Genomic DNA, 11532 nt, shown 5'->3' on the forward strand with positions numbered 1-11532 from the left:
CATCGGCGGAAGGAATGCACGATGCAAAGGCTGATAGTTCGATCGGCGTTCGCAGCAATAGCTATTGCTGCCGCTGCGTTGGGCTCCGTCACGGTTGCGAGCGCCGCCCCCAGTGGACCGTGTGAAGAAGTCACGTACGTCGGTGTGTGCGGGCCCGTCCGCGAGCAGCAGCAGAACCGCACCCCGTCGCAGCAGGGCATGGACGACGTGATTCTCCCCGGACTCGGGAGCGACCCGATCGCGTTCGGCTAACCGAACTGCGATAGCGCGCTTAGCGGGTTGATCACCTGCACCAGATGCGTGCGATCAACCCCTTAGTGCGCCCGCCGGCTAGCCGAGCGACTTCGCGAACCCGCTGACGTCGCGAATGCTGGCGTCGAAGACATCTGGCATCGCGTGCACCATGATGAGGTCGCCGCCGTGGCAGGTGCCGGGAATCAGGCGCCCCACCGTGGGTACGCCCGCCTGCACGAGGCGTCGGTAGTACTCCAGTCCTTCGTCGCGCAGCGGATCCAGTTCGTTGACCGAAATGACGTGCGGCGGCATGCCCGCGAGGTCTTCATCCGTGGCGAGCCCGGCCCAGCAGGTGACGTCGTCGGAGTGGCTGTTGGTCGGGTCGTAGAGCGAGCCGAGCAGCGCCAGTTGCTGGCATGAGATGAAGTAGTCGTCGTTCTCGGTGAGCGAGGGCAGATCCTCACACTCCTCGAGCCAGCGGTTCGAGATGTACGGGCACTGCGCGTAGAACCCGGCGATCTCGTGCAGCCACCCTTCCCGTTTCGCCTTGTGCGACACGGTGAGTGTGAGGTTCCCGCCGCCGGATTCGCCGTTCACGATCAGGTGCGTGATGCCGAGTTCGGCGCGATTGGCGGCGGTCCATCGGACACCGGCTGCGCAGTCGTTCAGACCTGCGGGGAACGGGTGCGGGCCGAGCTTGCCCGCCGAATTGCGGAACTCCACGCCGACGACGACAACTCCTGTCGCGGCGAGGGATTCGCGCAGTCTGATGTAGGCAGTGTCGGCGGCACTGCTGATCGCCATGCCGCCGCCGTGCAGATGCACCACCGCCGGCAGCGGTCCGGCCGCGGCGTCGGGCCGGCTGATGTACAGCGTGATCTCGTTGCCATCCACGCCGGTGATCGTGGTGGTCGTCGTGGTGACACCGGCGACCTCGGCAGCACGCGAGGCGAACAGGTCGAAGATCGCGCCCATGCCTTCCTCGCTCATTGCGGCGAAGGCCAGCCGCTCCTCGAGCGGCGCGTCGACTGAGAGCGGTATCGGCGGCTGTCTGCCGTCGAGCCCGAACTCGGCGAACGCCTTGACCATTCGCGGATCCGAGCGCGGGTCGGTGCCGAGTGTCATGTCCGGGTCGGCGTGACGTCCGTATGCCATGGCGCGACCGTACAACGGAGCCACGCCGCCCGACCCGGTTTCGGGTCTCCTCTAATCGATTGCCTCGAACGGCTCCCCGTCCAGTGCGACGGACGCCCTGCCGTCCGGTCCGACCGGCACGTCGCCGACAAGAGTCACCCGGTACAGCCGCCGATCGTGGTCAAGGGTCAGGTCCGACGGCGCGAGGTGCACGGTGGAGCGGTTGTCCCAGAACGCGACGCTGCCCGGCTCCCACTTGAAGCGCACCGTGTATTCGGTCCGGGCCAGCTCGTCGTAGAACAGGCCGAGCAGGCGGCGGCTCTCGTGCGGCGACACGTCGACGAGGTGGCTGGTGAATCCGGGGTTGACGTACAGCGCCTTCTCGCCGGTTTCCGGATGCACACGCACGACCGGATGTTCGGCGAGCAGTGGCCGATTCGTCACGCGGCGCTCGTAGTCGTCGGTGGCCGTGGCGCCGTCAGGCGGTGAGAAACGGTGCACCGCACGCAGCCCGTCGGCGAGCCGACGCAGCGGCTCCGAGAGTCCCTCGTAGGCGGCTACGGTGTTAGACCACTGCGTATCGCCACCGTAGGGCGGGATGACCTCGGCACGCAGAATCGAGGCGGCAGGCGGATTCACCGCCGCGGTCACGTCGGCATGCCAGTTCGGCTTGTCGAATCCCGAACCCTTGAAACGCGCCTTGAACCGGTCGCGGAAGATCGGGTAGATGGTCGGATAGTCCGGGTCCGGGATGGCGTCGAACAACGGGTGCGCCGGCGTCGGCGCGCCGAATGCCCGCGCGAATCGCAGGTGGTCGTCGTGCGAGATGAACTGGTCGCGGAAGAACACCACCTTCCACGTCAGCAGAGCCTGGCGGATCGCGGCGACCTGCTCGTCGTGTAGCGGCGCGGTGAGGTCGACGCCGTGGATCTCGGCTCCCGTCCAGCCCGATTGCGGGCGGATGTCCAGTGTCGGTGTTGCCAGTGTCATCGTCTTTTCCCTTTCTGGTGCAGCGGATTACGAGTTGATCGGTTTGGGTTGCACGTCGTCGAGTTCGTTCTGCGCCGTCACGATCGAGTTGTAGCGGCCGTCGACGTAGGGCTTGAGGTCCACGTGCGTCTTGGTGACGCCCGTTTCGAACAGGCCGTCGGCGACGTCCTGGAACAGCGCGGTGGACTCGGCGTCGATCGGGTAGTAGGAGGCGAGACCATCCTCCTCGTAGAGTTTCTTGCCCTGATCGAAGGTGATGCCCTGCTGATCGACGTAGTAGGCGTTGATCCATTCGTCGGGGTGGGTGTCCTTCCAGTTGTTGGCCGCGACGGCGCGGCCGACGTAATCGCCGATCGCCGCGGCCTTGACCGGGTCGTCGAGTATGTCGCGACGCACGATCAGCGTCTGGATGCCGGTGTTGATACCGGTGCCGTCGCCGAGGATCGGGGGTTCGCCCAGTTGGTAGTACTGGTTTCCGAGCACGATCGCCGCATCGACGGCGCCGGACGCGAACGTCGGAACCACCTCTGCCCCAGCGAGTTCCACCGGCTGCACGTCGGTGTGCAGGTCCAACCCGTGCTTCTTGAGCAACGCGGCCGTGATCATGTGCCGACCAGACCCCGGCGGGTACGCGACCTTCTTGCCGCGCAGCTGCTCGATGCTGGTGATCCCGCTGTTGGGCCGGCCGACGAGGTAGTAGCCGCCGCTGGAGCCCGGGTTGGCCTGCAAACCGATCGTGACCAGATCGGTGACACCGCTGTCGACGGCGATCGGCACCGGTGCCTCACCGATGGAGCCGACGTCGGCGGCGCCCGAACGCAGCGCTTCGATCACCGCGGCCCCGCCGCTGAAGTCGGCGAATTCCACGCCATACGGCGCATCCTTGCCGGCATTCGCGAGGTTCCACGGTAGCGATTGGGTGGAATTCTGCTCGGCGACCACGAGTTTGGTGCCCGGCGGTACCTCCACGGTGTTCGCGATGCGTACGGTGTCGATGGCGGCGTTCCCGCCATCGCCGTCAGAGAGACCGCATGCGGCCGCCAACAACGAAACCGCAAGCGCCATTGATAGTTTCCAGCGTGAAGGGAACACGTGTCGTCCTTTACTGTTTTGGCTTCAGATCTGTGGGCCGTCGGTGACGCCGAGTTCGGTAAGCAACCTGCGTCTCAGCGCGGCGAACTCCGCGGACTCCGCCCTTCGCGGCGCGGGCACCGTCACCTCGGCGTCGAGCGAGATGGCGCCGTCGGTCAGCACCACCACCCGGTCGGCGAGCAGGATGGCCTCGTCGACATCGTGCGTGACGAGCAGCACCGCGGGCGTGTGGCGGCGACACAGCGCCTGCAAGAGCCCGTGCATCTTGTTGCGGGTGAGCGCGTCAAGCGCACCGAAAGGCTCGTCCAGGAGCAGCAATTCGGGCTCACGGACCAGCGCGCGAGCCAGCGCCACCCGCTGGGCTTCGCCGCCGGACAACGTGCGGGGCCACGCCCTGGCCTTCGCCGCCAGGTTCACCTCCCCCAGCGCATCGATGGCCTGTCTGCGCACCGCGGCGGTGGCGGGCAACCCGACTGTGACGTTCGTGAGGACGCGCTGCCACGGCAGCAGCCGCGGATCCTGGAAGACGATGGCTCGGCGTTCGGGTACCCGGAGGTGGCCGTCGACGTCGCTGTCCAGTGCGCCGAGTGCGCGTAGAAAGGTGCTCTTGCCCGAGCCGCTTCGTCCCAGCAGCGCAACGAACTCGCCGCCGCGGATCTCCAGATCGAGCCCGTCAAGAATGACGTTGTCGCCGAACACCTTCCGCAGGTTGCGAACCAGGACGACGGTGTCTGTCGACGTGTCAGTCGCCGTCATAGGCTCGCCTCCACGTCAGCAGTCGGGCCTCGAGGAAGCGGACGATGAGGATCGACAGCAGACCCAGTGCGGCGTACACGGCGATCAGCACGAAGACCACGTCGACCTGGAAGACTCGCGCGCGTCGGTCATCATGCGCCCGAGGCCCTTCTTCGCGTTGATGGTTTCGGCGAAGATCAGCGCCAGCCAGGATGCGGTGAGCCCCAACCGCAACCCCACCAGAAACCCGGGTAGCGACCCGGCAGGATCACGCGGTAGATCATCTCGGCCCGCCCCGCGCCGAAGGATCGCGCGGCCTCCACAAGACCGGAGTCGACGCTGCGGATCGCGCTGAAGGTGTTGATGTAGATCGACACCGCGACCGCGATGGTGATCAGCAGGATCTTCGGTACCTCGCTGATGCCGAACCACACGATCAGAAGCGGCACCAGGGCGAAGTTCGGGATCGCGTTGAGCACTTCCATGTTCGCGTCCACAAAGTTCTCGCCCACCCGCGACAGGCCGGCGATCAAGGCCAGCCCCAGCCCCAGCGCGATGCCGAACGCCAACCCGTAACCGACCCGCAGCAGGCTGGTGGAGATGTGCTCCTGTAGCGATCCGTCGGCGATCAGCTGGTAGGCCGCACGCACGACGCGGCTCGGCGGCGGGACGGTGCGCTCGTTGAACGCACCGGTCATCGACAGGAGCTGCCACAGACCGATGAGCAGGATCGGTCCCAACATGCGCTGTGCCTGACGCGGAATACGTTGTCCGCGCTGGCTTCTCTTGACTACCGCTCTCGGGTCGACGAGGCCGGCAGCGGCCTCGGTAGGCGGACGCGAGATGACGGTGGCCATGTCACGCTGCCCCGAAGAACTCGCCTGAGAGGGATTCGGAAGCGACACCGTCGACGCCCACCGGTACGTCACCCACCAGCGTGATCCGATGCAGCACCCGATCGCCCGGTACGTGCTCGAAGTCGCGGGGCGCGAGATGCAGTGCGGCGCGGTTGTCCCAGAACGCGACGCTGCCCGGCTCCCATTTGAACCGAACGGCGTACTCGGGACGTGCGATCTCCTCGAACAGCAGGTCGAGCACATGCCTGCTCTCCCGCGGCGAGAGGTTGACGATCTCCCGCGTGAAGGACGGGTTGACGTAGACGACGCGCTCGTTGGTCTCGGGGTGCACCCGAACGACGGGATGAATGGACGCAAGCGGATTGGTGCGCACAAGGTCGCCGATCTTCTCGCTGCTGCGTTCGGCGTTTTCCGTCGACCCGAAGCGGTGCTCGGCCCGCAACCCCTCGATGAAGGCGCGCACCGCCGGCGCCAGGCCCTGGTAGACCGCCGCGACGTTGACGAACTGCGTGTCTCCGCCATATGGCGGAACCTGCTCGGCGCGCAGGATCGAGTGCGACGGCGGATTGATCAGTGGCGTGACGTCGGCGTGCCAGCCCGGGCCGTTCGGGCTTTGCCTCTTTCGGTATCGGGTGCCGTACCGGTGGTCATAGGCCGCCGGCGACACGGTGTGAATTTGCGGAAAACCCGCTGGCGCCGAATCACCTTCGTACGGATGGCCCGGCGTCACCTCACCGAACTGCGCGCCGAACGCGATCTGCGCCGCGTGGTCGAGTGTCTGGTCGCGGAAAAAGACGACCTTCCATTTCCACAGCGCACCACGGATTGCCGCGACCTCATCGGCGGACAACGGTGACGACAGATCGACTCCAGTGATCAGCGCTCCGGTCCAACCGGACAGCGGCGTCACCTCGAGACGCGTATCCGTTGCAGCAGTCATCACAAGCCCCCTCGAAAGCGATTGCAAATATCGACTTCTCGAACGTAACGAGATCGAGTGGCCTAGTAATCAGTTGAAATCGACGTGAAGGTATTCCACTTTCACCGCGGCCAGCGCGTGTCGAGGATGTCGAGAATGTGTGGCAGACGTGAGCGGTACCGCGCCTTGTCGAGCTGTTTGAACGGGATCCACCACGGCGCCTGGAACAACTCGACGATCTTGACCATGTCGCCGTTGTAGCCCGACGCCTGCAGCACACCGTTGGCGGCGTAGCGGCCACCTTCGTTGGCGCCCTCCATCGTCGTGACGTTCTGGTCTGTCTTGATCCATTCGCCCGCGAGAAACAGGTTGTCGATCCCGGTGACCGCCGACGGGCGACGATTCCACGACCCGGGATCCTGGATGAACAACGGCTCGTCGTTCCTCACATCGGGCGTGCCCGAGTCGATGATCGCCGGGTCGAGAAACCACGAGTGCAGCATGCTGTCGGTGACGACGGTGTCGGTGTCGTTGAGGTGGGCCTTGATCTGCCTCCACGCCTCGGCCGCGATCTCGTCGGGGGTGCAGTCCCTGGCGCTCTTGCGGTTGAAGTTCCCAGGAGTGGTCCAGTCGGAGATGATCGCCGACATGCAGTCCCTCACGGCGCCGTCGCCGAAGTTGGTCAAACTCTTCTTCCAGAACTGCTCTTCGCTGATCGACGTGATCGCCCACCCCGAGTCGACGTAGTTGACGTGACCCTTCGTCACGTCGACCCGCTTCTTGAGGTAGAACATCAGGCCGTTCATCCATTCGGTGCGCAGCAGGGCGATGTTCGCCAATTGCGGATCCGCCGCGATCAGATCGGGCGTCAGCACCGCTGCCATCTTCTCGCACGGAATCGCCGACACATACCAGTCGGCGGTGACCTGCTGCGGCACGCCACCGGGGCCGACGACGGTCGCGGACTTGATGTGCTTACCGTCCGGGTTGAGACGGGCCAACGCCTGGCCGACGTGGAATGTCACGCCCTGGTCGCGCAGGTGTTCCACCCACGGGTCGAGCCACTGCGAGCTCGTGGGCCCGTTCAGCACCCGGTCGAAACCCTTGAAGTCGATGTCGTTGCCGAACAGCAGGATCGACCAGACCGATGCCTCACCCACCAGTCCGATCGAATGTGCGCTGGCATCACGGGATTTCGATGCGGCGAGGTTGCGAATGATGCCGTCGGCCAGATAGCGGTTGTACTCGGGAGACAGCCGGTTCGCACCGATGTAGTCCTCCCACGTCATGTTCTCCCACTGGCCCAGCTTGCGTTCGTCGCAGCTGGTGACGTACACCGCGAGCTTCTGCGCCGCATAGGCGGCCTCCCACAGCGGCAACCGGAACAGAGTCCGAACACCGTCGTCACGGATTCAATGAATGCCTTCGGCGTGATCGGATTGGGGATCGTCGGCAGCGGAAACGGCAGTGGCACAGTGAGGTCCGAGCGTCCAAGTCCGGAATGCAGATACGACGTCGCCCGTGTCAGGTTCTCCCATGCACCGTTTCGGTTGCCGGGGAACGGAACTCGTCGCATCGTGTCGGTGACGTTGCGGTAGAAACCAGGGAAGAAGCGGAATCCGTGTTCGGCGGGCAGCGGTGTCGCACCGGAGTTCGGCACCGGGATCGAGCGGGCCTTGCCGCCGAGCGCTTTCCGTTCGTACACGGTGACGCTGTAGCCGCGGTCGACCAGTTCGTGGGCCGCCGTCAGCCCCGCGATGCCTGCGCCGAACACCGCCACCGACTTGCCGGGCGCCGCCCGAGCGGCCGGCGGCAAAGCCGTCAACGCCGCCGCGGTCGCCGTCCCCACCAAGAACGACCGCCGAGTCACCCGCGGCCGCGAGCCCCCACCCCGCATGGCCATAAGTTAATAGTGATTCTCATCACTACGGGTGCGACACGCCGTCGTGGCCTGCTGCAGAGTTTGCTCAGTGTGACGGCTTGATCGCGGCGTGCAGCGCCACGATCCCGCCCGTGAGGTTGCGCCAGCGGACCGCCGACCAGCCCGCGTCGGCGATGTCGCGCGCCAGGTCCGGCTGGTCGGGCCAGGCGCGGATGGACTCGGCGAGATAGACGTAGGCATCGGGGTTCGACGACACCGCGCGCGCCATCCGCGGCAGCGCCTGCATCAGGTACTCCTTGTAGAGCGTCGCGAACGCACGGTTCGTCGGCGTCGAGAACTCGCACACCACCAGCCGCCCGCCGGGCTTGGTCACGCGGGCCATCTCCCGCAGCGCCGCGGAGTGGTCGACGATGTTGCGCAACCCGAAACTAATGGTCACGCCGTCGAATACCCCGTCTGCGAACGGCAGTTTCGTGCCGTCCGCGGCGACCTTCGGCACGGTGCGCGAATGACCGGCGGCGAGCATGCCGACCGAGAAGTCCGCGGCCACACACCAGGCACCCGACGTCTGCAGCTCGACCGTCGACACCGCGGTACCCGCCGCGAGGTCGAGCACCGTGTCGCCGGGCCCGATGCGCAGCGCCGAACGCGTCGCCCGTCGCCAGAACCGGTCCTGACCGAGGGACAACACGGTGTTGGTGAGGTCGTAGCGGCGTGCCACCGCGTCGAACATCGACGCGACCTCGTGGGGGTCCTTGTCCAGCGTCGCTCGGCTCACAGCGCCGACGCTACCTGCCGACTTAGTGACAACGGGAATGCCCAGCGCCATTCCGGGCATTCTGTGCAATGTGACGGAAAAAGTTTGGTTCATCACCGGGACATCAAGGGGCTTCGGGCGCGAGTGGGCGATCGCTGCCCTGGAGCGCGGCGACAAGGTGGCGGGCACCGCCCGCAACACGTCGACCATGGACGATCTCGTCGAGAAGTACGGCGACGCGTTATTACCCCTTCAGCTGGACGTGACCGACCGCGAGGCGGACTTCGCCGCGGTGAAGCAGGCGCACGACCACTTCGGGCGGCTCGACATCGTCGTGAACAATGCCGGCTACGGCCACTTCGGCTTCATCGAGGAGGTGACCGAGCAGGAGGCGCGCGACCAGATCGAGACGAACGTCTTCGGCGCGCTGTGGGTCACCCAGGCGGCGCTGCCGTATCTGCGGGCGCAGCGCAGCGGGCACATCATCCAGGTGTCGTCGATTGGCGGGATCGTCGCGTTCCAGAACGTCGGCATCTATCACGCGTCGAAGTGGGCCTTGGAAGGGTTCTCGCAGGCGCTGGCGCAGGAGGTCGCGCCATTCGGGGTGCATGTCACGTTGATCGAGCCGGGCGGCTTCTCGACCGACTGGGCGGGCTCGTCGTCGCGCCGCTCGAAGCCGCTGCCCGACTACAAAGAGGTGCACGAGGAAGCCGACCGGATCCGCAGCCGGCGGGTGGCCGATCCGGGTGATCCGCAGGCGTCGGCGCGGGCGCTGCTCAAGGTCGTCGACGCCGAAAACCCGCCGCTGCGGGTCTTTTTCGGTGAGCTGCCGTTGCAGTTGGTCAAGGCCGACTACGAGAGCCGGTTGGCGACGTGGGAGGAATGGCAGCCGGTCGCCGTCCTGGCACAGGGGTAGCGCTCCGTTCGCGAGCAGACGCAAAAGTCCCCGACACGCCGGGGTTTTGGTGCTATTTGTGTCTGCTCGCCGAGAAGGGGTTAGGCGGCTTTGCGACGGCGCAGACCGATGACGTCGTCGTAGTGACCGAGTAACTCGTCGCAGATCGCAGGCCACGTTCGACTGAGCACGCTGCGACGGGCCGCGACCGAATAACGCTGCCGTTCGCCGATCAGGTGGTCGACGGCGTCGGGCAGCCTGGCTTCGAATTCGTCGACGGGCAGCAGCAGCCCGGTGCGGTACGGCGCGACGAGGTCACGCGGGCCACCGGCATCCGGGGCGATCACCGGCAGGCCCGACGCCATCGCTTCCTGGACCGCCTGGCAGAAGGTCTCGTGCTCGCCGGGGTGGACGAAGACGTCCATGCTGGCATAGGCGGCGGCCAGCTCTCGCCCATAGAGCGCTCCGGTGAAAACTGCTGAGGGTAGGCGACTTCCGAGCTTCCGGCGGTCCACACCGTCACCGACTACGACCACTTGCAGGCGCTCCGACAGCACCGCCAGCCGCTCGACGTGCTTCTCAGGGGCGAGGCGGCCGACAAAGCCGACAATCGGCTTGCCCTCCGGCGACCACATGCGGCGCAGCCCGTCGTCGCGCGCCGACGGCGCGAAACCGGTGATGTCGACGCCGCGTGCCCACTTGTAAACCCGCGGGATACGGTGGGTCATCAGGTTTTCCATCGCCGCGGTGGACGGGGCCAGCGTGCGGTCGGCCCGACTGTGTAGGTGCCTTGTCCACGCCCACGCGGCTCTGGCGGCGAAGCCCACACCGTAGCTTTCGGCGAAACCGGCGACGTCGGTTTGGAATACCGCGACCGTCGGCACGCCGAGGTAACGCGCGGCGTGCAACCCGCCGTACCCGAGCAGCGCCGGGGAGGCCAGATGCACGACGTCGGGCTCGAAGCCACGCAGCACGCCCACCATTCGCGGGCGAGGCACGCCGAGGGGCAGCGAGTTGATCTTCGGGAACATCCGCGACGGCACCCGATGGACGCGGACGCCGTCGTGGATCCGCTCCGCGGGCGGTGCGCCTCGCGGCGTGTCCGGCGCGATGACGAGGGCCTCGTGGCCGGTGCGGCGCAGATGCTCGATCACCCGGAGCACCGAGTTGGTGACGCCGTTGACATTCGGGAGGAACGACTCTGCGACGATGGCAACCCGCACGCCCCGAGAGTCGCATCGGCGCCTGTCGCCGAGGTTGCCTCCAGGGATATGTCGCGCGAACAGCTGGTGCCGGTGAACGTCCGCCTCTGCGATCCGATTTTCAAGTATCGTGCGCACAGAGAAAGGCGGTTGACATGCGGAGATCCCGGGCGGCATTGCTACTGGCCATCACCCTGGTGCTGGCCGTTGCGGGCTGCACCACGAAGGTGGCGGGCACGGCGACACGGGATCCCGCGCAGCCTCCGCTCAAAGTGAGCGAGGACGGCTACGGAATCGAGGCGGGCTTCGACGACGCGCCCACCCGCATCGAGATCTTCACCGAGCCGCAGTGTGGCCATTGCGCGGATCTGCAGACCGATTTCGGCGATCAGTTCGCCTACTACATCGGCGTCGGCGCCCTGAAGATCACCTACCGCCCGTTGACATTCCTCGACGACGCCCCGGGCGGGTATTCGGCGCATGTGAGTAACGCGCTGTTCCTCACCGCCGAGGGCGACGCGAACGGGGCCCAGTTCCAGCGGTTCGTCAAAGAGTTGTATGCCCACCAGCAACGGACCAAGGGCGGGTCGGGGCCCAGTGACGACGAGATGGCGGAGATGGCACAGACCGCGGGCATGCCGGGCACGGTTGTCGACCGGATCGCCGACGGCGGGTCCGCGGTCGATGTGGCGGATATGGACACGATGAACTTCGAGTATCTCTATACGATCGACAACCTAAGCACCGGTACGCCAACGGTTTACGACCCGGAGAACGACGAGAAGCTCGACATCTACGACAACGACTGGCTGACCAAGCTGATGCAGACCTGACG

General features: G+C 66.1%; 13 protein-coding genes. 3 read left to right on the forward strand and 10 right to left on the reverse strand.

The genetic code is table 11. The features are described from left to right. The first annotated feature begins 21 nt into the window (after positions 1-21). Positions 22-252, forward strand: coding sequence for a hypothetical protein (locus H7J93_RS01685; RefSeq protein WP_267304550.1), 231 nt, complete (start codon positions 22-24; stop codon positions 250-252). A 78-nt stretch (positions 253-330) separates the two neighbouring features. Here the strand turns inward: H7J93_RS01685 and H7J93_RS01690 are convergent, their stop codons facing one another. The 9 genes from H7J93_RS01690 to H7J93_RS01730 all read right to left on the reverse strand — a co-directional run bounded on the left by H7J93_RS01690 (position 331) and on the right by H7J93_RS01730 (position 8621). Then, positions 331-1389 (reverse strand): alpha/beta hydrolase, encoded by a 1059-nt coding sequence (locus tag H7J93_RS01690; protein ID WP_267304551.1) that lies wholly within the window; start codon positions 1387-1389, stop codon positions 331-333. 51 nt (positions 1390-1440) lie between these two features. Beyond that, complete coding sequence (locus tag H7J93_RS01695; protein ID WP_267304552.1) at positions 1441-2358, reverse strand: TauD/TfdA dioxygenase family protein; 918 nt, start codon at positions 2356-2358, stop codon at positions 1441-1443. 27 nt (positions 2359-2385) lie between these two features. After that, complete coding sequence (locus tag H7J93_RS01700; RefSeq protein ID WP_267304553.1) at positions 2386-3423, reverse strand: PhnD/SsuA/transferrin family substrate-binding protein; 1038 nt, start codon at positions 3421-3423, stop codon at positions 2386-2388. 51 nt (positions 3424-3474) lie between these two features. Continuing rightward, entirely contained in the window at positions 3475-4206 is a 732-nt protein-coding gene (locus H7J93_RS01705) for an ABC transporter ATP-binding protein (protein WP_267304554.1), read from the reverse strand. 176 nt (positions 4207-4382) lie between these two features. Further along, complete coding sequence (locus H7J93_RS01710) at positions 4383-5042, reverse strand: ABC transporter permease (protein WP_267304555.1); 660 nt, start codon at positions 5040-5042, stop codon at positions 4383-4385. A gap of 1 nt (position 5043) precedes the next feature. Continuing rightward, a complete protein-coding gene (locus tag H7J93_RS01715) occupies positions 5044-5982 on the reverse strand; it encodes a TauD/TfdA dioxygenase family protein (RefSeq protein WP_267304556.1) in 939 nt (312 codons plus the stop codon). A gap of 101 nt (positions 5983-6083) precedes the next feature. Beyond that, a complete protein-coding gene (locus tag H7J93_RS01720; RefSeq protein ID WP_267304557.1) occupies positions 6084-7340 on the reverse strand; it encodes an FAD-dependent oxidoreductase in 1257 nt (418 codons plus the stop codon). After that, positions 7247-7858 (reverse strand): FAD-dependent oxidoreductase, encoded by a 612-nt coding sequence (locus H7J93_RS01725; RefSeq protein ID WP_267304558.1) that lies wholly within the window; start codon positions 7856-7858, stop codon positions 7247-7249. Before H7J93_RS01725 ends, H7J93_RS01720 begins: the two co-directional genes overlap by 94 nt. Positions 7859-7928: 70 nt before the next feature. Further along, on the reverse strand, positions 7929-8621 hold the full coding sequence (locus tag H7J93_RS01730; protein WP_267304559.1) for a demethylmenaquinone methyltransferase: 693 nt from the start codon (positions 8619-8621) through the stop codon (positions 7929-7931). A gap of 70 nt (positions 8622-8691) precedes the next feature. Between H7J93_RS01730 and H7J93_RS01735 the strand changes: the two genes are divergently transcribed. Further along, entirely contained in the window at positions 8692-9516 is an 825-nt protein-coding gene (locus H7J93_RS01735; RefSeq protein WP_267304560.1) for an SDR family oxidoreductase, read from the forward strand. A gap of 80 nt (positions 9517-9596) precedes the next feature. On the opposite strand, the gene H7J93_RS01740 is transcribed toward H7J93_RS01735, so the two are convergent. Beyond that, on the reverse strand, positions 9597-10718 hold the full coding sequence (locus tag H7J93_RS01740) for a glycosyltransferase family 4 protein (protein WP_267304561.1): 1122 nt from the start codon (positions 10716-10718) through the stop codon (positions 9597-9599). A gap of 134 nt (positions 10719-10852) precedes the next feature. On the opposite strand from H7J93_RS01740, the gene H7J93_RS01745 reads away from it, so the two are divergent. Next, positions 10853-11530, forward strand: a complete 678-nt coding sequence (locus H7J93_RS01745; RefSeq protein ID WP_267304562.1) for a DsbA family protein — start codon at positions 10853-10855, stop codon at positions 11528-11530. Positions 11531-11532: the final 2 nt, after the last annotated feature.

Origin of the sequence: Mycobacterium barrassiae (assembly GCF_025822765.1) — a bacterium.
GTDB lineage: Bacteria > Actinomycetota > Actinomycetes > Mycobacteriales > Mycobacteriaceae > Mycobacterium > Mycobacterium barrassiae.

Coding starts and splice junctions, on each gene's coding strand:
- H7J93_RS01685 (WP_267304550.1), top strand. CDS start 22: ATGCAAAGGCTGATAGTTCGATCGGCGTTCGCAGCAATAGCTATTGCT.
- H7J93_RS01745 (WP_267304562.1), top strand. CDS start 10,853: ATGCGGAGATCCCGGGCGGCATTGCTACTGGCCATCACCCTGGTGCTG.
- H7J93_RS01695 (WP_267304552.1), bottom strand. CDS start 2,358: ATGACACTGGCAACACCGACACTGGACATCCGCCCGCAATCGGGCTGG.
- H7J93_RS01725 (WP_267304558.1), bottom strand. CDS start 7,858: ATGCGGGGTGGGGGCTCGCGGCCGCGGGTGACTCGGCGGTCGTTCTTG.
- H7J93_RS01715 (WP_267304556.1), bottom strand. CDS start 5,982: ATGACTGCTGCAACGGATACGCGTCTCGAGGTGACGCCGCTGTCCGGT.
- H7J93_RS01690 (WP_267304551.1), bottom strand. CDS start 1,389: ATGGCATACGGACGTCACGCCGACCCGGACATGACACTCGGCACCGAC.
- H7J93_RS01700 (WP_267304553.1), bottom strand. CDS start 3,423: ATGGCGCTTGCGGTTTCGTTGTTGGCGGCCGCATGCGGTCTCTCTGAC.
- H7J93_RS01710 (WP_267304555.1), bottom strand. CDS start 5,042: ATGGCCACCGTCATCTCGCGTCCGCCTACCGAGGCCGCTGCCGGCCTC.
- H7J93_RS01705 (WP_267304554.1), bottom strand. CDS start 4,206: ATGACGGCGACTGACACGTCGACAGACACCGTCGTCCTGGTTCGCAAC.